At 43.9% G+C, this 23,506-nt stretch carries 18 protein-coding genes; 7 read left to right on the plus strand and 11 right to left on the minus strand.

Annotation, left to right across the window (positions count from 1 at the left end; genetic code table 11):
- The 6 genes from G589_RS20505 to G589_RS0117100 form a co-directional block, all read left to right on the plus strand.
- A partial coding sequence (locus G589_RS20505; protein ID WP_035776510.1) for an EAL domain-containing protein occupies positions 1-415 on the plus strand: 415 nt, incomplete at its 5' end.
- A gap of 540 nt (positions 416-955) precedes the next feature.
- A complete protein-coding gene (locus G589_RS0117080; protein ID WP_026522972.1) occupies positions 956-1,990 on the plus strand; it encodes a hypothetical protein in 1,035 nt (344 codons plus the stop codon).
- A 46-nt stretch (positions 1,991-2,036) separates the two neighbouring features.
- A complete protein-coding gene (locus tag G589_RS20510; protein ID WP_051192532.1) occupies positions 2,037-2,918 on the plus strand; it encodes a DUF6033 family protein in 882 nt (293 codons plus the stop codon).
- Between the two features lie 24 nt (positions 2,919-2,942).
- On the plus strand, positions 2,943-4,037 hold the full coding sequence (locus G589_RS0117090) for a hypothetical protein (RefSeq protein WP_155832575.1): 1,095 nt from the start codon (positions 2,943-2,945) through the stop codon (positions 4,035-4,037).
- 38 nt (positions 4,038-4,075) lie between these two features.
- Positions 4,076-4,507, plus strand: coding sequence for a hypothetical protein (locus G589_RS21480; RefSeq protein WP_051192534.1), 432 nt, complete (start codon positions 4,076-4,078; stop codon positions 4,505-4,507).
- Positions 4,508-4,836: 329 nt separating this feature from the next.
- Positions 4,837-5,922 carry a tyrosine-type recombinase/integrase gene (locus G589_RS0117100; RefSeq protein WP_026522974.1) on the plus strand — a complete coding sequence of 362 codons (1,086 nt, stop codon included), beginning with the start codon at positions 4,837-4,839 and terminating at the stop codon, positions 5,920-5,922.
- Between the two features lie 314 nt (positions 5,923-6,236).
- On the opposite strand, the gene G589_RS21485 is transcribed toward G589_RS0117100, so the two are convergent.
- The 11 genes from G589_RS21485 to G589_RS21490 all read right to left on the minus strand — a co-directional run bounded on the left by G589_RS21485 (position 6,237) and on the right by G589_RS21490 (position 22,872).
- Positions 6,237-7,088, minus strand: coding sequence for an SseB family protein (locus G589_RS21485; protein WP_026522975.1), 852 nt, complete (start codon positions 7,086-7,088; stop codon positions 6,237-6,239).
- 126 nt (positions 7,089-7,214) lie between these two features.
- On the minus strand, positions 7,215-8,183 hold the full coding sequence (locus tag G589_RS0117110; RefSeq protein WP_026522976.1) for a glycoside hydrolase family 88 protein: 969 nt from the start codon (positions 8,181-8,183) through the stop codon (positions 7,215-7,217).
- A gap of 250 nt (positions 8,184-8,433) precedes the next feature.
- The gene (locus G589_RS20525) at positions 8,434-10,728 is read right to left on the minus strand and encodes a glycoside hydrolase family 31 protein (RefSeq protein WP_242826475.1); all 2,295 of its coding nucleotides are present in this window, start codon (positions 10,726-10,728) and stop codon (positions 8,434-8,436) included.
- Positions 10,729-10,746: 18 nt separating this feature from the next.
- A complete protein-coding gene (locus tag G589_RS0117120; RefSeq protein ID WP_035776512.1) occupies positions 10,747-12,591 on the minus strand; it encodes an alpha amylase N-terminal ig-like domain-containing protein in 1,845 nt (614 codons plus the stop codon).
- Between the two features lie 23 nt (positions 12,592-12,614).
- On the minus strand, positions 12,615-13,877 hold the full coding sequence (locus G589_RS0117125; RefSeq protein ID WP_242826476.1) for a sugar ABC transporter permease: 1,263 nt from the start codon (positions 13,875-13,877) through the stop codon (positions 12,615-12,617).
- Positions 13,877-15,238: a carbohydrate ABC transporter permease gene (locus G589_RS0117130; RefSeq protein ID WP_026519352.1), complete on the minus strand. Its 1,362-nt coding sequence runs from the start codon at positions 15,236-15,238 to the stop codon at positions 13,877-13,879. The genes G589_RS0117125 and G589_RS0117130 overlap by 1 nt, the downstream gene beginning before the upstream one ends.
- 69 nt (positions 15,239-15,307) lie before the next feature.
- Positions 15,308-16,615 carry an extracellular solute-binding protein gene (locus G589_RS0117135; protein ID WP_026522978.1) on the minus strand — a complete coding sequence of 436 codons (1,308 nt, stop codon included), beginning with the start codon at positions 16,613-16,615 and terminating at the stop codon, positions 15,308-15,310.
- Positions 16,616-16,776: 161 nt separating this feature from the next.
- On the minus strand, positions 16,777-17,793 hold the full coding sequence (locus G589_RS20530) for a LacI family DNA-binding transcriptional regulator (protein WP_051192536.1): 1,017 nt from the start codon (positions 17,791-17,793) through the stop codon (positions 16,777-16,779).
- A 26-nt stretch (positions 17,794-17,819) separates the two neighbouring features.
- Positions 17,820-19,208 carry an alpha-amylase family glycosyl hydrolase gene (locus G589_RS20535; RefSeq protein ID WP_051192537.1) on the minus strand — a complete coding sequence of 463 codons (1,389 nt, stop codon included), beginning with the start codon at positions 19,206-19,208 and terminating at the stop codon, positions 17,820-17,822.
- 109 nt (positions 19,209-19,317) lie between these two features.
- Complete coding sequence (locus tag G589_RS0117150) at positions 19,318-21,624, minus strand: EAL domain-containing protein (protein ID WP_081669105.1); 2,307 nt, start codon at positions 21,622-21,624, stop codon at positions 19,318-19,320.
- Positions 21,625-21,723: 99 nt separating this feature from the next.
- On the minus strand, positions 21,724-22,872 hold the full coding sequence (locus tag G589_RS21490) for a class B sortase (protein WP_155832576.1): 1,149 nt from the start codon (positions 22,870-22,872) through the stop codon (positions 21,724-21,726).
- A gap of 436 nt (positions 22,873-23,308) precedes the next feature.
- Here G589_RS21490 and G589_RS0117160 point away from each other — a divergent pair.
- On the plus strand, positions 23,309-23,506 hold a 198-nt coding region (locus G589_RS0117160), incomplete at its 3' end, for a transposase (protein WP_026522980.1).

Here is a 23,506-nt window from a genome sequence, read left to right on the forward strand (position 1 = left end):
GCCTGGTCAACTTCGTATTGAGATAACGGAAAGCGCATATGTCGAAAACTCCGATACCATCATCAAAACAACAACCAAACTTCGTGAAGCAGGCTTTGAAGTTGAAATGGACGACTTTGGAAGTGGTTACTCATCACTGAATATGTTAAAAGAAGTTATCCTTGATCGCATAAAGCTTGATCTTCGATTTATTACCGGTTCAGGTGACCAAAAGATGGGTCGGACAATACTTAGCTACATGGTCCAGATGATCCATGCTATTGGAACTTCTATTATCGCAGAAGGTGTTGAGACACTGGAACAGGCTGATTTCCTCGGAAGTCTTGGATGTGAGGAAATGCAGGGATATTATTTCTACAAGCCTATGCCGGTAGATGAGTTTGAAGAATTAACGGCATATCCAACAAAGAAATAAAGCCAATAAAGAACGATGTCAGACAGGGGGTCCACCTCCCGCTGTCAGTTTAACCTAAAATTGTAAAATCTATAATAACGAGAAAGCCCACAACCGTGGGCTTTCTTTTTTTTTATCCTTTAAAAAAATCACGATTTAGCTTTAATTTTTAAAGCTACAAAGTGTAAAAAGCCGAATGTTTTAAGCTATTTCTGTAAAAAGCCTAACTTTTAAAGATAAAACTGTTAAACGATGGATAAAGATGAAAAATGGATGACCAAGACCACAAAGTCTACAGAAAGCCTCCTAGAGCGTGCCGGTATATCTGTAGGTGCTGATAATAAGCCGGAACTAGATGAGGATGCACTTAAAAAGGCTGATATCAGCACATTGAAGAGTATATTTACTGGATAGATGAATGAGTGGTTGTGGATTACCACTATTTAATAAAATTTTTATATTTTTTAAAGCGAAGCACTATCAGGGTTGACACTCTAAGAACCGATATAAAAAGTGAAAGCTGTAACTATGCTCTTTTTTGACAACACAGGGAGGTGTTTCATGAAGATACAGCAGAACATGGATGTGCAGAATAGCTTTATTCAGGATCAGACCGGCGTAAATTCTGCGTCTAAATCACATACTAATAACAAAAACAGCACAACGATATCAGGTGCAAATCTCACAGGAGATAGCCTGATAGCTCAACGACAGGGCCTTGCAAAAAAGCAGGCTCTTAAAGTCGTGTCCGATGCTTTTGGCGGAGAAAAGAAACTGGATGCCCAGATGCAGGGAATAAAGGATGAGATAAAGCGCCTGCAGGATGAGATCAATGAGAAGAGTGCTGATACAAGAGAAAATGATGCCAAGCTAAAAGAACTCCAGGAAGAATATGGTATTGATCCGGACAGCAAAGAGCACAAAGAATTGTCGGTGCTGGCTGCCAAGATGAGAAATCCAAATGTAGGAGTTTCTGATGAAGAAATGAGCAGGCTCTCGGAATATCAGCAGAAGGCTCTTTACTATGTGACTACAAACCAACAGAACTCGCTTGACATAGATCATGCAAAAGCCATGCAGATGGCCAATGTTCAGGGTTATGCTGACATGAAATCAGAGCGTGCCAAGTCCCAGGATATGCTTAAAGCCCAGGATGCTGCTGAGGACATTATGGAGGCAGCAAATGGCGAGACGATAGCTCTTTTGACACAGGAAGCTGTAGAACATGTCGATGAAGAGCAGGAGGAGCGCGAAGAAGCTGCAAAAGAAGTTTCCGAAAAAAAGAAAGAAGAAAAGAAGGAAGAGGCCAAGAAGCTTGAGAAAGAGGCAGCGCAGCAGGAAATGATAGAAAACATCAAGGAGCATGCTGCTGAAAGCGGAAGGACCAGTGCTGATATCAAAAAGGCGGTTGCCAGACGTGAGCGTGAAGATGCAAACAGGATGGATCTTGGTGATGTAGAAAAGACGATTATTTCCGATGCTGCATCCATGGAAGATACCCAGAATGCTGTGAATACAGAGATTACCAATATACTTAACAGACTAAGTCTTTTATCAAATGATATAAAAGGAACATCAATAGACAGTCAGATCTGATAAAGGTACTTCCGAATTCTTTGGAAGCAGAAATGGAGGGATTAGCATGGCAGGATTATACGGTATATCAGCTTATCAGCAGACTTCACAGGCATATAGCAAAAGCACAGTGAATAATGACACTAAAACACAGAGCACAGCTAAAAGTGATCAGACTGCAGCCACTAAGGGATCACAGGCAAAGGTGGAAACAAAAGGCTGGTCTCCTATTGATACAAAATCATCTCTTGTGCCTACCAAGACGGAAATTGGAATGACGATTGGTGATGTGCAGCTTTCTGACAAGGCTAAAGATTATCTTGGTAAGCTTCAGTCCAAGTTCCATGGCATGGAGTTTATTACTGTCAGCAAGGACATGAAGGCTCAGGTGCAGCAGAACGCAGCCGCATATGGCAATGCCAATAAAATGGTTGTCCTGATCGATGAAGAGAAGCTTGAGCGCATGGCCACCGATGAGTCGTTCCGCAAGAAGTATGAGGGTATTATTGCATCCTCCCAGGCCAAGATGATGCAGGCAAAGATGGGACTTTCCAGCAGCGGCTCTAACGTAAAGAACTTCGGAATGTCCGTAGATTCAAACGGAAAAGAGAGTTTCTTTGCCACGGTTGGTAAATCTCAGGATCTTCAGAAAAAGCGTATAGAGAAGAAGGCTGCTGAGAAGAAAGAACAGAAGATAAAGGAAAAGAAGAAAGCCGAGAAAAAAGCTCAGGAAGAACGCATAAATAAGGCAAAAGACAGTAAGGCTGAGAAGACAAAAGACAAAGATGATACGGACATTTATGAGGATGAAGAGTTTGAAATCATAGAGGCAAATTCCCTGGATGATCTTCTTTCCAAGGTACAGACATATTCTTATAACAATGCAGCTTCAAGAGTAATGACAGATACCGAAAGAGCAGTTGGTACAAGGGTGGACTTCAAGGGATAACGTTTACTGAGTGGAGGGACGATAATGAATATATCGTTTAATACACAAAGTCCATATTCGTCTTTTTATCAAAAAGGCACTCTTATGGGGCAGAACTCGCAGCAAAAGACTGCTGGGAGCAACTCTCCTTTTGCGCCTGGAAAAGATGCATCAGCAAATCCTCTTTCTAAATTTGCGAACAAGGTAACAGAAGATAAGGCTTCCATCTCACAACAGATGCGACAGATGATCAGAGATTTGAAGCAGGAACAGTATGCTTCGAAGACATCAAAGGATAAGGTTAATGGTTTTTCTGAGTTGTCAGGATCTCCTGATGCTGCAGAAGAGGAAGAGATAGATACTTCCGAAAAATATAATTACAAGACAGTAGCTTCCAAAATCCAGAGGGCAAAGACTTCCATAAGCGCAGGACAGGCCGTCCTTGCAGCAAAAAGGGAGACCTTAAAGCTAAAAAGAAAGATATCTTCAGGAAACGGTGATCCGGAAGAATTACAGCTTGCGCTTACCCATGCAAAACGCATGGAAATGGTTGCCCGGAAAAAGCAGCATCACCTTGAACTGGAAGAAATGGTAGAGCGCACCCAGAGCAGGGATGAAAAACTTGAAAATCAGCGAGACGTAGGACAACAGATGCAGAGCGCACTTGCTTCTGCCGAAGAAGAAAAAATCACTGAGAAGGAAGATGCAATATTTGATGCCCGTGAAGAGATGCTTGATGCAGCACTCCAGCAGATGCAGGAAGGAGAAGCGTCTTTTTCTGAAGAGGAGTTAAAAGAGCTGAATGAGATGATCTCCGAATTCGGAGAGGAAGAACTAAAAGAGCTTGAAGAAGCCATGGAACTAATGGAGACCATGGAAGTGGTCGACCCGCATATGAGCAAAGCGGATTTAGAAGACCTTAAACGTAAACACCGAGCATCTGAAGACAAGGCTATCATGAAAGCAAACATGGAGTATCTTAAGGATATGATAAAACATGAGCTTGCAAAAAATGCTTCAATGCCCAGCATGGGAGGTGGCGGGATTTCCTCTGCAGCATCTGTTTCATTGCCACAAAGCATCGGGATTTCTGTTTCTGCACCACAGATGCAGGCTCCCACAATAGATATACAGGCATAGAGCTTTTTATGTAAACATAAATAGTGGAGGACGATATTATGCGTATTCTCACTGATGTATCAAAAGCAGAACTTGATTATCTGACAAGTCAGCCTACAGCCAAGGCTATGATTGAAAAAGTAAAGACTGAAGGGAAGTATATCGCTGAAGGCGATGCTCAGGGTGCAGCAGCATTTGTGGCCAGTCGGAAGCAGCAACGCCAGGAAAGTGCTTTGTCTATTTCAGAGGAAGGTATGGCTGCGCTGAAGAAAGATAAGGAAGCTAAGGCAGAAAAGACAACTACAGATACAGATTCTGTGGATAAAGAGATAGAAAGACTTAAAGAAAAGAAGGCTGAGCTTGAGCAGAAGCTGCGTACAGCTGACGAAGCTAAACGCCAGCAGATAGAAGCAGAGCTAAATCAGGTTAATGCAGAATTGTTGTTAAAGACAACTGAGTCATATAGGCGTGAGCATTCGTCAGTGTATTAAAACCTCTTATTTCAAAATAGAAGAATGCTGAACATTATGTGCGGCTTACATTCATAATGAGTGTAAGTCGCATTTTTTCATTATGATCAAACAAGTTGTATAGCAAGTTATTATACCGCGTGAAATTCCTGTTCTTGCTTTAATTTTTTAAACTAAAAAGTGTAAAAAGCCGAACTTTTGACTTTTTACACTTCTATCTTTAAACATTTTACAGTTTTAGCTTAAACCGACATTTATATTCTGTTCCGCCTTGCTTTATACCCAAATATCATTGCACAAAATTCCTCTTTTGTGTTATGATTATTTTAGAAAAGCGGAGGAGTTAAGTCATGGGTGAAAATTCAGAATATTACAATTCATTGAGGCAGAAACGCCGTAAAGATACTGAAAGCATTAAAAGCATTCTTCCTCAGCATACACATGGATTTGTTGAGGAATGTCTTCTCAAATATCAGGAAAGCACCGCTTTAAATTATGCGCAGGATATTCTATTTTTCTACGGATTTCTCAAGGAAAAGAATCCCCTGTGCAAGAATCTTGAAATCAAAGATATCCCCTTTGAAGTTGTCGAAAATCTTGGTCCTCAGGACATCAATGAATTCCAAAATTATGTTGCATCAGGCCACAAACCGGATAAAAAAGGCAATGTAAAGCCTGCTAAAGAACGTGCAATTGCAAGAAAAATGGCGGCTGTGCGGAATTACTATAAATATCTGATCAAATATGACTATCTTAAGATTGATCCCACAGTGAAAGCTGCTGTAAAGAAGAAAGAAAAGGTAAAGAAAGATATCCGAAGGCTGTATCCTGACCAGGTTCAGCTTCTAATGGATTCTGTCGCAGCTGTGAATTCTGCTAGTTACCATTCCAAAGTTATGTCTGAACCTACTGCAAAAAGAGATCTGGCAATTGTAACTCTTCTGTTAAATACTGGAATCCGCGTCTCGGAATGTGCAGGGCTTGATCTTTCAGATATAAATTTTGATGAAAATACAATTACTATCGTCAGAAAAGGCGGCGATGAAGATCATCTCTACATAAACGAGATTATCCGGAATACGCTGAGGGATTATATCAATCATGAACGCCCTACCCTACTCAATGATTCTGAAGAACCTGCTCTCTTCATATCTCTTCAGCATAAGCGTTTATCGATAAGAAGCATCCAATATATGATTTCAAAATATGGAAAAAACACAGGACTTACTCAAAAGCTCACCCCTCATAAGCTCCGTAGAACTTATGGTACAGCGCTTTATAACAGAACAAGTGATATTTATATGGTCGCTGATGTTCTGGGACATAAAGACGTAAATACAACTGTTAAACACTATGCTGCTATAGAAGAAGAACATAAAAGACAGGCATCCCAGGTAGACGTTTATGGAACTGATGATAACCAGGATAATGATTAAATTGCACACACTACAGTGCCCGGTTTTTTACAATTTTAGCTTTAATCCATTCGACTTTTTACAGATTTTTCTTTAAAAGTACGGCTTTTTACATTTTAAAGCTTTATTTTTTTAAGTTAAAAAGTGTAAAAAGCCGTATTTTTGACTTTTTACACTCCTATCTTTAAACATATTACAAGTTTAGCTTAAACCGACAGCATTCTCCATATCAAATCAGCTACTCTTCTACATTTTGACGTTATATTTTACTACATAACTTAAATTATACGCATAGATAAATCACATGTCAATTCACTTCTCTTGTCAAACACTCTTTAACCATCCATTTCTTCGATCATGCTCATCATGTCTCTGTCTATGATGTACTGGTTGGTGAAAGCGTTTATAACTATTCCGGTGAGTTCTCTCTGGTTGTTACGGGCAAGCTTTATGGTATCCATGAAATTTCGCTGAATTCTGGAGAAGTTTTCGCCATATTCACCCATTTCATCCGCAGTAGAAAATACCGGGAAGTAGAATTTGCCGTCTTCCTCAAGGATATCGGGAACCATATTAAGCCTTCCCTCTATTTTCTCATCCGGAAGCGCAACACACGGAACCCAGACATCGCTTTGACGCAGGATTTTCATGAGTTTAAGCTCATTTAACTCAGTATTGTTTCTGACGCAGATTTCCACGGCTCTTGTAAGGAATGTGCCATCAGCCAGGAGCTCTTTTGTTATAGGATCCTCAGGAACCGAATATTCAACGCCTCCGTCCGCATCAAGTATCGCCTGGATCAGCTCTTTTGACAGCATAAAAGCATCGTTGCTCCAGGGATTTACGATAAAGCCCATGACATCAGCTTCGGCACAGGCCCTGAGCGCAGCATCGATAAAGTGCGATATCACCTGACTTGGCTGGCCTTTCTCGAACTCCTCTTTTGAAGTGAACACGACATTCCAGGTGTTTCCGTCATTGGTATTAATGCCCCTGAAGGAGTAAGTCATATCCTTTTCATTGATCACAACAGGAATTACAAAATGCCCGTCTGCGTGCATTCTTGTTCTTATTCCCTCAAGAACGGCGATCAGGTTTTCATTGCTCTGATCCTCATGGAATTTAGCGATAGTCTCCTCTATTATCTCGTTGCCTTCAAGAAATGGATCTCTTACTTCACGACTCACGACTGTGCTCCTTTCTATGCTTAATATGCCCTGTCCTGCCATTTTATATTTTAGCATACTTTTGTGAGTCAACGGGGACGTTTCACTTTGGCTCATTTTGAGTCACTGGGGACGTTTCACTTTGACTCATTTTTTCCAGGCTGTTGCCATAATATATGCTGCCTGGGCTTCTGCAGAAGTACCTACGCTTGTGAAATCCGGACATCCGCAGACTTCTTGCAAAAGGCCGTACTCACCTATTGCCTGCGATACTGTCTCGTAGGCCTTATCTGCAGCGGCTTTCCTGGCTGGCGGAATATATCCACCCTTTATGCCGCGATATACTGTCGCAGCCATCATCATTGAGGACGTTCCGTCAACAAAAGACATTTCGTCATCGAGAATGTCACCAAATCTGCCATCCTCGCGGGCATATTTTAACATACCATCAAGCAGTTCATTGAGAAATGGGATAAGTTCACCCGATATGTCCGTTCTGCTCTTCTTCTCTGCTTCTTCTATCACGCGGGCAAGACCCATCATCGCCCATCCATTGCCCGTTGCCCAGTGGATTTTTCTTACAAACTTATCCGAGGCCACATCTTTTATGTGGAAGAAAAGAGAATTCTCAGGGTCGTAGAGATGTCTTTTGTACCCACGTATCTGTCTAAGGGCTTCATCAAGCTCGCCCATAACTGCAAGAAACGGCGGAACCATGTATATTCCGTCTATCCACAGCTGATACTTGGTAAATCCTTCGTGGTATGATTCGTCATTGTGGCAGATTATACCATCTTCCGTCCTCGGCGCACGATTGAGCAAGTATTTAAGCATGCTCTTAGCCCCATGAAGGAAGATCTCATCACCGGTCTTCTCATAGGCTCTTAGGCACACTTCACCGGCCGATGCCGGATCCGACACAGCCTCTCCGCCGCCCGCCATCGCCAGGCGCCCATCCCTATCCATCCTTTTTACGGCATCATACGCCATAGGAATATACAGGTCTTCTCTCCCATACTCGTACAGCGCCTGTGCGCAGACTCCCTGCTCCCACGGATATCTCTGCATGGCCAGCATGGCATTTATTACTTTTGTCGGTTCTGATGCTTTTGTCATGGCTCGTTTGACTCCTTTATTACATTGTCCCCTAGATGCAAAAATGAGTCAACGGGGAGTCAATGGGGACGGTTCTCTGGGGGAGTCAGTGGGGACGGTTCTCTGGGGGAGTCAGTGGGGACGGTTCTCTTTGACTCCCTTTTTCAATAATAAAGAGGTAAAAAACCTAAAAAAAAGGGAGTCAAAGAGAACCGTCCCCACTGACTCCCCCAGAGAACCGTCCCCACTGACTCCCCTTGACTCATATTAATTAATCTTCAAATATTTCTTCGATGGCGTCCTTGAGCGTCTCGGATACGTCTGCGCCGGAGAGCCAGGTCAGGAAATCAGCGTCGTTCATGCGACCAAGCGCATCAAACACCATGTCTTTGACCATGTTGCTGATCCAGGCTCTGTCAAGGAGCTTGAATACTTCAGACTTGTGATCGTTTCCGACAAGCTTAATGCCTGTTACCTCGGCAAAAGACCCTTTGGAAGCATCCACGTCCTTTAGCTCTATAACAATCTCTTCCCCCTCGGAAGAAACCGCACCAAGAACCTTAACCGTATAATCTCTCTTCTCAGGTACAAGTGAAAGATCGCCTGCCATAGGATTAACTGTAAACTTCAGTCTATCACCGCCAAACGAAACCTCAAAAAGCGTTGTGGCAAACTTGCCGCCAAGGAAATCCATGCTTACGCCGTCATCCTCGTAGAGCTCGTACTTGCCGTCAGCGCCGGCAATAACAACAATCTCCATCTCTGAAGGATTAGCTGTAGTATTGCTGCGATCATCCTTAGCAAGAGGCAGGATTCCGCCTTCCTTCACAAGAACAGGAATCGTGTTTATATCTCTGTAGAGCTTTCTTCTCTTACCGCCTTTATACACTCTTCCCGTAAGAATATCAGCGTATCTACCATCCGGAATCAGCATATTCACGCTTCCAAGCTTCAAGCCTTCATCAACAGGCTCGGTAATTGCTCCAACCAAAAGCTCCTCGCCATATCCGTACTCAGAGCCCACAGAATATGCATCCGCATTGTCAGGATTGTCATAGTACATAGGCCTTACCAGTGGCTTGTCTTCCTTATAGGCCCTGTAATTCTCAGTATAAAGATATGGTACCAGTCTGTGCCTGAGCCTTAAGAACTCCTGCATTACTGTATGATACGGCTCTTCAACAGTCCAGGGCTCCTTGTTGAAGAAGGCGCTGCTGGTGCTGTGAAGCCTCATGATAGGCGAAAATACACCGTACTGTATCCATCTGATGAGCCTCTCATTGCTCTTATCTCCCATCATGTGTCCGCCGATATCATGGCTCCACCAGCCGTAGCCAATATTGCTGGCTGTGCTGGTAAAGAAAGGCTGGAACTGAAGGCTCTTCCAGGTGCAGACCGTGTCACCCGAAAATCCGATCGGATACCTGTGGCTTCCGGGGCCTGCGTATCTGGAGAAGATCATGGGTCTTATGTTTCTGCCCTCCTGATCCTTGTAATGATAGTGATTAAGCAGAATCAGCGGATCCACATCTCCTGCTTTTCTGCCGGTTCCCTGTTGCCAGTCTATCCACCAGAAATCCACGCCGTCCTTCTCATAGGGATGCATGATCTTGTCAAAATAGGCATCTCTGAAGGCTGGATCCTCGAAATCAAACTCAACAGCCTCCTCCGTCTCAGGATCAATGCCCATGGAAGTGGCCACCTCTTTATACATATCCTCAAAAGCCCTGACCCCATCAGCCGGATGGAGATTCAGCGTAACCGAAAGTCCGCATTCATGCAGGTGCTTAAGAAATCTCTTATAATCAGGGAACAGCTTCTTATCCCACGTATATCCCGTCCAGCCGGTTCCATACTTGGGATCAACCTCCGTCACATGCCAGTCCATATCAATGACCGCCACGGAAAGAGGAATCTGCTCCTTCTCAAAGTTCTCCAAAACCTCGTTATAGCTCTCTTCAGTGTACTTAAAGTACCTGCTCCACCAGTTACCAAGCGCATATCTTGGGATCATCGGAGTCTTGCCACAAAGCGCATAAAAGTCCTTAAGCGCGCCGTAGAAGTCCTTTCCATATCCAAAGAAATACAGATCCAGCGCTCCGGTTTCTCTCTGAACAAACTTCCCGTCCTTGTTATCCTCGTCGTAGACAATAACCGGGCTGGTAGAATCATTTATTATTGCATATCCGTCTCTTCCGAATATACCGGCCTCAAGCTCGCACCCGCCGTCCTTGTTATCAAGAGTTCTGGCCGTACCACGCATATTTCTGCCGCTGCCGGTAAATTCGTGGCTGTAATGCCAGCAGGTTCCAAAGTTCTTGAGCTCAATGGAAAGACCGTTTGATGCAAACTCCTTCTCATTGTAGGTAAGAAGCAGCTCTTTTGTCTCCACAAAAAGAAATCCATCCTCGCGCCTTACGCTCTGCGCCTCGCACTTTAAATCTCTGCCGGCCACCATCATTGTAAGGCGGTCCTCAAACTGCCCGTTTTCGCTGTATTCAAGCCTTATCAGCCTGTCTGTCAGTACGGAAATCCTGTATTTATCGCCGCAAACCATGTAGTCCATTACGTTTTCTCCCCAAATTTAGTCAAGCTTTATGATATATGCTCCGAATGCCGGAACCTTTATCTTCAAATCTCCGTTATCACTCTTTGCGTCAAAAGACCTGCCGAATTCATCCACGCTGCCGAGAGCCCCGGATGCACCGATTTCCCACACAGGAACGGTAACTTCCCTTTCCTCATCCTCCATGGAAATGATACCGAGATATCTTTCGCCACCAAGGAATCTGGCTATAGCAAGAATCTTTCCATCCGAAAGAAGCACCTTTCTTCCGCCCTTGGCAAAGGCAGGCACTGTCCTTCTAAGCTCTATCATACGCTTATACAAACCATATCGCTCGTTATCTTTATCCGTAGCCTTATCCCAGGGCATAGGATATCTGCAGCCTGCATCGCTGATGGTATGTCCGTCGATTCCAAGCTCATCGCCATAGTAAACACAGGGAATTCCCGTAAAGAGCAGGTACGAAAGAACTACGCCCCTGTACTTCTCATCAGTGATCTCCCCGTAGTTGTGAACTCTTGAAACATCATGAGAATCAAAGAGATTCATCTGACAGTCAGCCACGGCTTGAGGAAGGCAATTGTAGTGATCATCACTTCTCTTAACTACATCCTCCGCCGTCATGACGTATTTCGCCTTCATGATGGTCTCATTTCTCTGTAAAAAGAGATCCGGAAGTCCGGCAAACTGTCTGATAACGCGTCCATATCCGTAGTAATTCATAGGAGTGTTCCAGAGATCTCCCTGAAGATACTCAAAGCAGTCGCCCCAGTGCTCTCCTATAATGAAAGCATCTCTCTTCTCCTGCCTTATTGCTTCGCAGATCTCCTTCCAGACTTCATCGGCAACCTGAACGTCGTCATTCTTGCCAAGTACATCCGCAACGTCGAAACGCCATCCGTCAATGTTATAAGGCGGACGAAGCCATTTCCTGAGAACACTGTCCTCTCTGCGATAAAGCAGGTCCCTAAGCTCTTCATTGCGATAGTCCATGAAGGGAAGGCTCTTAACCCCTGCCCAGCCCTTGAGATTACCGTCTTCATCCTTAAAATAGAACTCTCTCTTGGTCCTGGTCCACTTATGCTCACTGCCTGTGTGGTTAACCGAAATATCCAGGATCAGCTTCATATCATTTTTGTGAAGCTCATCAGACAGCTCAGCCAGAGCCTCATCTCCGCCAAAGTGGGGATCAACATGGAAATAATCTATGCAGTCGTACTTGTGGGTAGAATATGCAGTAAATATGGGGTTTAAGTAAATGACATTAACACCGAGTTCCTTCAGATACAGAATCTTGTCTTTTACCCCCTTAAGATCTCCCCCGAAGAAATCCATACCCCAGGACTCCTCCACAGGAAGCGGAGCCATATTCCAATCCGGCATCTTGATGCACTTGCGGCCTAAATACTCGTATTCTCCGTCCTTCACATCATTTGAAGGATCTCCGTTGCAGAATCTCTCAGGAAATATCTGGTAAAAGACTGCGCCGTCCACCCAGCCGGGTTTGACATAGTCTGTTCTTATGACGAAATCATGTCTGTAGTCAGGAACAGTGGTCTGAGCACCTTCCTGCGTATAAAAGAAAGCCGCATCTTCCGTAACCAGCACAAAATGGTACTTCAAAATGGGCTCGTTAAGCGTAGTCTTTGCACAATAGTAGTCAAGGCCGCCAGAGCTCTTTTCCCTTTCCATGGGAATGTAGGTCTCAGCGCCGTTGACAATTCTCCATAACAACACATCGCTTACGGGCGCTCCGCTCATTAGGCTCAGGCGGATAGTTATCTCTTCGCCCAGCACGGGGGAAGGGTTACTTACGTACCCTTCCGTTCCGTCGCTGTATATACTTTTAGTCCAATCTCTCATTAAAAACCTCGTAAATACTGTAATTAGCCCTTAACTGAACCTGACAGACCTTCAACGTAGAATCTCTGAAGCCAGATGAACAGTATAACTATAGGAAGTGCAATAATTACTGCACCGGCTGCGAACTGTGTATAGTAGGAATCAATTCTTCTAAAGTCAGTCATCCAGAAAAGACCTACAGCAACTGTGTAAGAGCTCTGTCTGTCGCCAAAGAGCAGCCTTGGGAAGATGTAGTCTGACCATGCTCCAAGGAAAGTTCCAAGCACCTGATAAACGATGATGGACTTGGACAGAGGAATAGTGATCCTTGTAAATATCTGAAGCCTGGAAGCTCCATCAATGATGGCCGCTTCGTCGATAGCCTTCGGGATTGTATCAAAGTATCCCTTTGTGATGTGATAGCCCATTGCTGCTCCTGCAGCTCCAACTATGATCAGGGCACCAATGCTCTGGTTAAGTCCAAGGCCTTTTAAGATGTTGTACAAAGCTACCATGGACATGAAGCCCGGGAACATTCCGATGATCATAAGGATGTTCATGAAAGGCTTTCTGCCGCTGAATCTTGTACGGCTAAGTACAAAGGCCGTACCTAAGACGATCAGTGTGTTCAGGACACATCCGCAGATCGCAACGATCATGGTGTTAACCCACCATTTTCCGAAAGGTACTGCGGAGTTGTGGAACAGATCGTAAAAGTTCTTAAGTGTCAGGTGCTTGGGGAAGAAATATCCCACATAGTAGCCCTGCTCTGCACGGAGTGCTGTAAGAAGGATCCAGAGAATCGGGAACATCCACATTACTCCGAGGATTGTAAGCACTATGTATCCTACATTTACCTCTGCCAGCTTCATGATAAAAACAAGGCTGCAGTAAGCTGTAACAAGGCCTGTCCAGAAGCCGATTCCGGCACTCTTTAACAGGAAATCGTTCTCAATTCCACCCTCTTCAAGAATGATCTTGACTGCAAACAGAAGTGTTGTCCAAAAGAAAGTTGCGAATATCTGAACAAACATCCATGCCTTTACGATCTTCACACCGGTCTTGAAGTAAGAGATCACTCCAAGAACCAGGGAAGCTACAGTAAGTATTACTGCAAGGTAAAGGAAGAAAGAAATCTTGGCCGCACCATCTGCTGATAAAAGAGACAGCGCCGTGCTTATCATGTTTTTGCTGCCCGCTTCTTTACTTGTAAAAGGAATGAGCAGTGAAATAAAGCTAAGTATTACTGCCACAAGGGCTCTAAGGAAGTACTCCAGCTTAAGTCCTATAACTGTTTTATTCATCATTATTGGAAGCCCTCCTCATTCTTCATGGATCCCGATCTCTGGAAGGTTATCAGTGTAAATGTCGCTGAAATTATAAAGATAAGGATACCGATCGTAGCTGCCAGGTTGTAGTCGTTGGTATCAGCCGTCAGCTTGTACAGCCATGTTACCAGAAGGTCCGTCTTACCTGCGCCCTTATAATAATCAAGGGTCATCGGGCCACCACCTGTCAGGAAGTAAATTGCACTGAAGTTGTTGAAGTTACCGATCAGATTTGCGATCAGGTAAGGTGTTGTAACAAAGAGCATGTAAGGGAAGGTAATCTTCCTGAAAATCACGAAGGGATTTGCTCCGTCAATCCTGGCACTCTCATAGAGCTCTGCCGGGATATTCATAAGAATTCCGCTGACCATCAGCATGGTAACCGGAACACCGATCCAGAAGTTGACTAAAATTACTGAAACTCTCGCGTAATTGGCCTGAGTGAGGAACGGAACTGCAGAAGCTGTCCAGCCCCATTTCTGGATAAGTACATTGAAGATACCCTTTTCTCCAAGCATTGTTCCCACAACCTTAAGTGAGATAAATGCAGGAATACCCATGGTTACTACAAAGATTGTTCTCCAGAATTTCTTGAACTCAATGCCCTTTGAATTGATGATCATAGCAAGGATCATTCCGCCAAAGTAGCAGCTGAAGGTCGCGAAGATACCCCAGATAAAGGTCCAGCCCAGTACCGGCCAGAATGTCTGCGAAAGCTTATCGCTTGATAAAAGAAGTGTCTTAAAGTTATCAAGGGCAACCCAGTCAAAGAGGTGTCCAGGTGGCTGATGCTCATTGTCGTAGTTGGTGAACGCCATGAGGATCATATAGATCAGAGGCGTAAAGGTAAATATTAAAAGTCCTACTGCAGGTATTGCAAGAAGCAGGAAATGAATATTCTCATTGGTTAATGACTTAACGTCTTCAAAAAAGTTATTGATATGATGTCCGTGATCATGGTTAAATCTGGCATTTTCTCCTGATGAGATTGAGAAAAGCCATATTGCAACAAAGCAGATTGTGACAACGATCGCAACTACTCCGGTAAGGAGGATGATCATTGAGTTGTCACCTGCCTGCATCTCATAGATGCCAAGTGCCTCATTGTAGGCCATACCCTGCTCATGTTCGCCCAGGGTTGTTAAGTTATGTATCAGGTTAATACCGGTGGTAAACAAAAATACAAAGTAACATACTTCAAGTAAAAAGAACAAAAGTCCCTTTACAACCTGGCCATATCTGATATTTGCAAGACCGCAGAAGATATAGCTGAGTTTAGAAAAGATGTCCCCTTTTGTAAAAGTCGTGATGAAATTTCTGCGCTTATACTCTCTATCCATTTTGAGCTCCCTATATTGAAAATATCGGGGCTGCAGATGCAGCCCCGATAAAGAAGTCACTTCAGGTTATTACTCTGCAAGTGTTCCTGTGATGCTGTCTACAAGTGCATCAAGCTTCTCCTGAGCATTTGCCTTTGTGATCTCGCCGGAAACAACGCCCTCACCAAATGCCTGTGCAGGTGTCCAGTAATCACCCATCTTGGAGATTGAAGGCTGGTTAGTAGCCTTTGAAGCCTGTACGTTGAGTGCTGCTGCAACCTCATCGTTTGCGATCTCTGCAGAAGATGCAAGTGAGTTAAGTACAGGAACATCACCCTGGTTCTGGTATCTGATAAGGCTGTTCTCAGGGTTTGCAAGGTAAACAGCAAGCTGCTGAGCTGCAAGAGGATAAGCTGTTGTTGACTTAACAGTGATTGTCTTAAAGTCAACGAAGTTTGAAAGCTGTACATCCTTGCCACCGATGTTTGCTGTAGGAAGTGCTACTGCGCCGAGCTTGTCACCGAGTGACTCTCTGTAAGAAGGAGCGCTCCAAGCACCGTCTGTGATAGCTGCAAGGTTTCCATCCTTGAACTCTGCTCCGCCAACGCCATCCTTGTTCTCAAGGTACTTAGGGTTGTTTACAAGATCAATGATGTACTCTGCTGCTGCAAGACCTGTCTCATTGTTCCATGAGCACTCTGAAGGGTCTTTTCCGTCAGGTCCAAAGAGTGTGCATCCTGCGCCGAGGAAGAAGCTCTCGATGTACCATGAGTTTGTTACGTTAGTACTGAAGTTGTACTTAGCACCTGTGTCCTTAGCAAGGATTGTCTCAAGGCTCTTAACATCGTCTGCTGTAAGAAGATCCTTGTTGTAGTACATAAAGTATGTATTAGGTGAGAAAGGTGCTGCATATGTAAGACCATCAACTGTTACTGCTGTAAGAGCACTCTCAGGAAGGTCAGATGCGATTGTCTCGAAATCCTTGGTGATAGGAAGAAGAAGTCCCTTGTTAACAAGGTCTGCAACTCCGCCTGAAGGTGTGTAGAAGATATCTGCTGCTGTATCAGGATCTGTGTTGAGCTGCTGAGGAGCCTCATCGATACCTACAACTGCGATCTCGTATGTGATGTTGAACTCATCATGAAGATCATCAAATGCCTGAACTGCTGCGTCTGTGTCATCAACAGCCTCTTCAGGTACCCAGATCTTAAGTGTTACATCCTGAGTCTCAACAGGTGCTGCCTCTGTTGAAGTGGTTGTGTCAGCCTGAGCTGTCTGAGTCTGAGCAGTGCTATCTGTCTGTGTTGCTCCGCCCTGTGTGCTGTCTCCGCATCCTACAAGTGCAGAAGCTGCTAATACTCCGCTCATAAGTAGTGCGCTTAACTTTTTCATTTTCATTGCCGTAATCCTCCTAATTAACTATTCCCCAAAGCACTGGGTTTTTGTATTGGTTAATCGCTTTACGTAGACTATAAACCAACGGCCGCCTTGGGTCAATCCCTCAGCGGCCGTTTCTATGTTTTGTATAAAAAATGAGGTTAACAAAAGGTTAACGTTTTTTACTGCTCAAGTAAATTACGGACGGAGAACCTCTCAGCAACCCTGATCGGAAGCCTTTCATCCACTGCAAGGTCCTTTTCTCCGTTGATCATCCTAAGTAGATATTCCCAGGCCTTCTCAGCCTTGATATCGAAGTTCTGTGCCACGGAAGTCAGCTTGGGAGTCATGTATTCGCAATTGGGCAAATTGTCAAAACCAATTACAGATACATCGTAAGGAACTCTGATTCCGCACTGAGAAAGTCCTTCGATAACACCAAATGCAACAATATCCGACAAGCAAGCAACTGCTGTGTAGCCACCGTTCGAAAATCCGATATTCTGCCCGGCTTCAACCGCATTAATATATGTGGTATCCGTGTAAAAGATATTGCTCTCCCCGAAAGAAACACCGCTTTCCTTGCATGCTGTTGCAAAGCCTTTATATCTCTCCATGATTACGCCCTCTTCGCCAATAACAGGTGTAACCAGCGCAAGGTTTTTATGCCCTTTACCTATAAGATATCTTGCAGAAAGGTATCCTCCGCGATAATCCTCAATTCCGACGTTAACAATCCCCTCTCCCGGAGCGTAAGTATCAATAAATACCACCGGTGAGTCGATAAGCTTCTTAATCTCTTTTACCTCGTCAGGGAAAATGCCCAAAAAGAAGGCTCCGTCTACATTCCAGGAAGACAAAAGAGGTATGATCTCCCTTGGGTCATGTACGCATCTCATCATGAGATAGTAATCTTCGTTTCTTACGCATCTCTCTATAGCAGCGATAATATGGGCGTTATAGGGATTGGTAAAAAAGTCTTCATCTGCGCCCAGATACGGGATAACAAGGCCGATGATACGGCTCTCCTTCTTGGCAAGAGATCTCGCCATGGCATTAGGTTTATAATTGGTTTCTTTGATTATCTCGTTAACCCTGCGTCTGGTCTCCTCGGAAACCTTGTGGTTATTACCGTTAATAACATTTGAAACGGTTGCAGTGCTAACCCCTGCTCTTTGAGCAATTGTCTTTAAGTTCATTTTTTCCTCCGATGCGGCCTTTGAGGTTACTTGGTCGCAATAATGTAAAACTCCCAGGGTGAGAAGGTGTAAACTCCTGTAGGAAGGGCTCCTTCAGCTTTGTAACTATCCATTTTACCGGAAAAGACAACTTCCTCTTCCCCTGTAATTATACCGCCAAGATCGATGTCATTCTGCTCTCTCTTTGACATATTGAAAATGCAGATAAGTTCATCGTCTCCCTCTACTCTTTTAAATGCAAATATATTCTTGTTTTCAAGGTTAAGGATTTCAAATCCGTCGCCTGTGTTATCACTGTAAAGAGCCGGATGCTGTGATTTGATCTGTGAAAGATTACTGATCAGATCCCTGTAATCCTTGCCTGTCCTGCCCCAGTCTATAGTGTCTTTTTCCATAAAAGCTATGTTCTTGTTATACGCTATCTCGTCTCCCGAATAGATCATGGGGATTCCGGGAAGGGTAAACATAAGAGTAAACATGGAAGGAAGCGTTTCCTCAGAAAAAGCCTCATCAATGGTCCTGTCCCAGGAGTTAACGTCGTGGTTATCAAGGTAATACATAGGAAATGTATTGTTATCTGTTGATGGCATGTAGAGCTTTATCTTGTCTGCTGTCTTGCCATCCTTGGCAACGGCTAAAAGCGTCTCATAGACTTTTGTTGCGTAATTGGAATCGAAGCCGTACTCGAGATTCGCAGCCGCCTGGCCTCCGAGATCCTCTTCGAGCATGTAGATGTCTTTTACCTTATCAAGCTCAATCCTTGCTTCTCTCCAGAAATCTTCGGGAACTCCGGGTGCATAATCGCACCTGAAACCGTCCACATCGTACTCTGTTACCCAGTACTTCATGCACTCTATCATCTCTTTTCGCATATCGGCGTTGTCGTAGTTAAGATCTGCAACATCAGGCCATCCCATGCCCTCAGGTGAGATAATCTTGCCATCCTTCTGGGTATACCAGTCGGGATGCTCAGATATCCAGGCGTTGTCCCAGCCTGTGTGGTTGGCAACCCAGTCCAGCATAACGTGAAATCCCATATCATGGGCCTTGTCCACAAGTGCCTTAAAGTCTTCTTTTGTCCCGAATTCGGGGTTAACATCTCGGTAATCGCTGACAGAATAATATGAGCCCAGCCTGCTTGATCTGTTGGTAACAGAAATAGGATGAATGGGCATAAACCAAAGGGTGTTAACGCCCATATCTTTTAAAGTGTCGAGGTGCTCAGAGAACTCGTTAATAGTTCCTGACTTCGTGTACTGACGCAGGTTAACCTCGTAAAGAACTGCAGTCTTAGTCCACTCCGGCGCCTTGGTTTCCGTAGGAATCTCATAAGGCTTCTCGGCAGAACAGCCTGCACAAAAAACAGTTACCACAAGTAAAACCCATGCGGCAACAAATTTATTAACGTACTTCATATAACATCGCTCCTTGTAAATGTGATAAAAACATTACATTAAGCGATTAACCTCTTTCACTATACAAAAAAAGGGACTCTATTTCAAGTCCCTAAAATGATATGTTTCATTACTTTTCAAGCATAGCCTCAAAATCCGCTACAGGTATAGGTTTTGAGAAATAATAGCCCTGGAATAGATGGCATCCAAGCTCGCCGAGCCTGTCGAACTGTTCCACTGTCTCTACGCCCTCTGCAAGAGAAACAATTCGCAGATCCTCTGAAAGTCTGATGACGTTTTTAACTATAATGTCTGACTTCTCCTCATCATTGCTCTTTCCAAGGAAATTCATGTCGATCTTAAGAACGTCAACCGGCATGTCTTTTAACATATTAAGAGATGAATAGCCGCTGCCAAAATCGTCCATTTCAACGATGAAGCCCTGCTTTCTGAACTCCTCAAGGATCCTCATCTTGTCATCGGTATCCCTCATCATGCTGGACTCTGTAACCTCGATCCTGAGGTTATGCGGATCAATGTCGTACTTCATGACATAGCTCATAATCTCCGAAAGAACATCTGTCATGTAGAAATCCTTAGGCGAAACGTTTATGGAGATAAAAATACCGGGGAATTTTTCATCCCAGTGCGAGAGAAGCTCGCAGGCCGATTTCCATATATGCTTATCCAGGTCTGTGATCATTCCGTTTTCTTCAAACAGTGGTATGAAGTCGGCAGGCGACATAAAGCCGTATTCGGGGTGGATCCATCTTGCAAGAGCCTCTGCTCCCACAATCTTTCCGCTCTTATCAGCTATAGGCTGCAGATATGGCACAATCTGGTTTTGCTCGATAGCGACATCAAGCTGGGCGGAGATTTTCTGATTCCACAGCATCTTTTCCCTTATCTTCTTATCAAAGAACGCAACGTGTCTTCTGTAATCATCTCTGATAGAATCAAGGGCAGACGTTGCTCTGTCAAAAAGGACAGCAACATCTGTATCATCCTCTTCTATCTCGCAGAATCCTACATGGATCACAAGATGCTGTTCGATATCTCCAAGCCTTACCTTAAAGCGCGACAGATCTCGCTCTACGATCTCCTGAGAAAAGGCCTGCATAGGAAGACACGAACCGAATGCATCACCTGCTATACGTCCGTAGACACATGATTTGTCCGAATAGCTTCTCATCCACTCCGAAATCTGCACAAGCGCTGCATCTCCGAACTCACGTCCAAACACATCATTGAACATCTTGAAGTCACATATATAAATGCATGCAACGTAATAATCCTTTAGCGCATGCTGTTTTAATCGATCTGAGATAACTTTAAAGGTGTATTCCTTGTTATAAACGCCGGTAAGTGCATCGTGATTGGCAGCATACATTTCCATCTCAATGCGATGCTTTTCCTCTGTAATATCCCTGACTCTGACATATGAGCCAACAGGCCTGTTGTTCCTGTCGAAGAACTTTCCGTGAGTAACCATATAATATTGCTCATTTCCAAGTGCTCCCAGGGTAATCTCAGTGTCTTTTTCCTCAGGGAATTTCCTTATATCACCAAAAAGAGATATAAGCGTATTGGAAACTTCCTCAAAATCATCATGATTTATTCCGGTAAGTTTCCTGGCAGGATTGTTTGCCCATATGCATCTTCCTTCCGGTCCATATAGCACCACTGCTTCTTTTGAATCAGAGACAATGTCGGCAAGCATATTGTCCAAAAGACGAAGGGGTCTGTAATAAATTGAGAAATAAAAGATCAGAAGACCAATTACTCCAAATCCCAGCATTGATCTGTCAATGGGCGTCCTGGAAATAAGGTAATAAGTCTGCCAGAGAGCACCAATGATCATACTGATGAGTATGACTATATAACGCTCCTTATAAAGCAGGGATACCTTCATGCTCCTTATAAAGAAGACAATCATTACGATTGCTATTACCGCATAACAGACTAAGATATGTGCAGTCAGTCCCCATAGCGGTTTCATAAGGAAATACGGCCGTCCATAGGACTCAACTTCCTGCAGTTCAAAAGCGTGACCGGTGACTATACTGATAAGTATCTGGACTGTGTCAACAGCAAGAACATAGTCAATCCAGATTGGCATAATCCGTTTTTTCTTTTCTTTATAATTCTGTACACTACAATATTCGTTGGTAAACCTTATCAGTGCGTACATGATAAGATCCATACCAATGTAATAGATATAACAGCCCACCAGCGCAACGCTTTTTGTGGTGGTTCCAATGATCAGCATATTTCCGAGATCAGGGGGAATAAGTGCCAGACAAAGAAGGCATACCGATTTGCCTATTGGCTTATTTGAGCGCAGAGAGGCCCAACTACAGAGCAGTAATATAACGATCAATAATGCAAATATAAAAACAATCGTATATCTGATCAATTCGCGCAGCCTCCAAATCATTGTATAAGCGCATACCTATACACTTAAATTCTATACTTAATTTGGAAAAATATGTGTCAAAATTGCGCGAATTAATCAAACTTTAATGAATTTCAGATATTAGTTATACCTCTCGTCCTCTTCTACCAGAACACCTAAGACAACAAACTGAAGGTCATCCTTTCTGGTGCAGGTTGAGAGGGTAACAACTTTACTGTCTTCCCTGACAGGGATCTCAGAATCCATGTAGGATTTGATTCTTACGGGTTCTGCGTCTTTTACAAATTCAAGGGCAGCGTCTGAGACATAGTCATAGAGCACGTAGTTCTCAGCGACGTCCATGTACTCAAAGATCAGGTATCTGTAGGCCTTATCAGGCGTAATGACCTGGAAATACATATGGTCGTTGTAATATGCAGGGTCTTTTCTGTACTCCCTAAGGGACCCGAACATCGTGCCATCCTTCATATTATGGCCGTAGATGATGGAATTGGCATCAGTAAAATCAGCTGCTGAACGATAATCCAGGAAAATAGCGCCTGTGGGCGCTTCGTCTCCCATATAATCGAGGCTTCTGTATTTCTCATTGTCGCTTGTTTGCATGATAGGATAGCTGATGTGTCCATCCTCGAAATATACCCAGCCAACCATCTCAGGGTATGCGTCCATGAGCTGCGCCAGGTCTATGTCGGCAGTGTTCCAGGATGCTGAAGGGGTGGTGGCGGGTACTGTCCCTGAAGGCGCTGCTGCAGGGGCTGTTGCCTCAGAGGCTGTAGCTTCATTCTGCACTCCCACACCATCATTAGCTGTATTTATCTCAACATTATCTATATCCTGACTCGGCAGTTCCTGTGCCGATACATCGTTTTCGTCGGCTTTTATATCCGTATTCACAGTGCCGATACTTTCAACTTCTACCTCTTTTTCTTCTGAAGTAGCGCTTATCTGCGATATCTTTTCTCCGGAATCTGCTGTGACAGGCTTTTCAAGCCCTGTTATCCTCTGCGACGCAAAAATCGCCACACACAACAGCACTGCAGCCATTGCAATTCCTGCTATTCTCTTGCCTGAAGCCGTTGTCCTATCAAAAAGAGAGCACACAAATATAGCGCATGTAAACAAGGCGCTAAGGAGCGCAATCAGCACCAGCGCAAGGACTGTAACAGCCTTGGCGATTGTTCTATGCTCCGCATTGAAGCCCTTAACAGCAAGCATAAATCCCTGTATTAAGCTCTTTTTCGTATCTTCTAATCTACTTACTAAATGCAAAACTTATAACCTCTCATTTCAACCTGACAATCATATCACATGAGCGCCTGAAATCAAAATGAAAATTATGTGACCCTCTCTCGCCGAATTCTGTGGCAAATATCCACTTTTTATCCTCCGGGACATGATAATTATTTGCCCAAGAGGCCTTCCCTCGCCAGATTTTGTGGCAAATATCCACTTTTCATCCTTCAGGACATGATAAATATTTGCTCAAGAGGCCTTCCCTCGCCAGATTTTGTGGCAAATATCCACTTTTCATCCTCCGGGACATGATAAATATTTGCACAAAGGGCTTTCCCTCGTTAGATTTTGTGGCAGATAGGAGTAATGTCCATATAATGGTGTAAATTCAAAAATTAATATTAAAAGAGCCAAAGGCTCACCTTTAGGTATAATAAAGTCACCACAACCAATTAACCGGAGGTATAGCTCAATGGCTCAACTAAATATTACTTTAAACCAAGAAGAAATACTACAGTTACTTTCATCTAATCGTGATGATGCATTTAAAAAGCTTTTACAGGACAGCCTTAACAGTATCTTAAAAGCTGAGTCCACAGAACAACTTAAAGCAGAGAAATATGAGCGTTCTGAGGAGAGAACTGATAGTCGTAACGGCACTAGAGAACGT

It is taken from the genome of Butyrivibrio sp. VCB2001, from assembly GCF_000423965.1.
Lineage (GTDB): Bacteria > Bacillota > Clostridia > Lachnospirales > Lachnospiraceae > Butyrivibrio.

What these genes read in the sequence shown, in the direction of transcription:
- G589_RS0117130 (WP_026519352.1), bottom strand. Translation starts at nt 15,238, where the DNA reads ATGGATAGAGAGTATAAGCGCAGAAATTTCATCACGACTTTTACAAAA.
- G589_RS20535 (WP_051192537.1), bottom strand. Translation starts at nt 19,208, where the DNA reads ATGAAGTACGTTAATAAATTTGTTGCCGCATGGGTTTTACTTGTGGTA.
- G589_RS0117090 (WP_155832575.1), top strand. Translation starts at nt 2,943, where the DNA reads ATGAATATATCGTTTAATACACAAAGTCCATATTCGTCTTTTTATCAA.
- G589_RS0117080 (WP_026522972.1), top strand. Translation starts at nt 956, where the DNA reads ATGAAGATACAGCAGAACATGGATGTGCAGAATAGCTTTATTCAGGAT.
- G589_RS0117150 (WP_081669105.1), bottom strand. Translation starts at nt 21,624, where the DNA reads ATGATTTGGAGGCTGCGCGAATTGATCAGATATACGATTGTTTTTATA.
- G589_RS0117120 (WP_035776512.1), bottom strand. Translation starts at nt 12,591, where the DNA reads ATGAGAGATTGGACTAAAAGTATATACAGCGACGGAACGGAAGGGTAC.
- G589_RS20525 (WP_242826475.1), bottom strand. Translation starts at nt 10,728, where the DNA reads ATGGACTACATGGTTTGCGGCGATAAATACAGGATTTCCGTACTGACA.
- G589_RS20530 (WP_051192536.1), bottom strand. Translation starts at nt 17,793, where the DNA reads ATGAACTTAAAGACAATTGCTCAAAGAGCAGGGGTTAGCACTGCAACC.
- G589_RS0117135 (WP_026522978.1), bottom strand. Translation starts at nt 16,615, where the DNA reads ATGAAAATGAAAAAGTTAAGCGCACTACTTATGAGCGGAGTATTAGCA.
- G589_RS21480 (WP_051192534.1), top strand. Translation starts at nt 4,076, where the DNA reads ATGCGTATTCTCACTGATGTATCAAAAGCAGAACTTGATTATCTGACA.
- G589_RS0117125 (WP_242826476.1), bottom strand. Translation starts at nt 13,877, where the DNA reads ATGATGAATAAAACAGTTATAGGACTTAAGCTGGAGTACTTCCTTAGA.
- G589_RS0117110 (WP_026522976.1), bottom strand. Translation starts at nt 8,183, where the DNA reads ATGACAAAAGCATCAGAACCGACAAAAGTAATAAATGCCATGCTGGCC.
- G589_RS0117100 (WP_026522974.1), top strand. Translation starts at nt 4,837, where the DNA reads ATGGGTGAAAATTCAGAATATTACAATTCATTGAGGCAGAAACGCCGT.
- G589_RS20510 (WP_051192532.1), top strand. Translation starts at nt 2,037, where the DNA reads ATGGCAGGATTATACGGTATATCAGCTTATCAGCAGACTTCACAGGCA.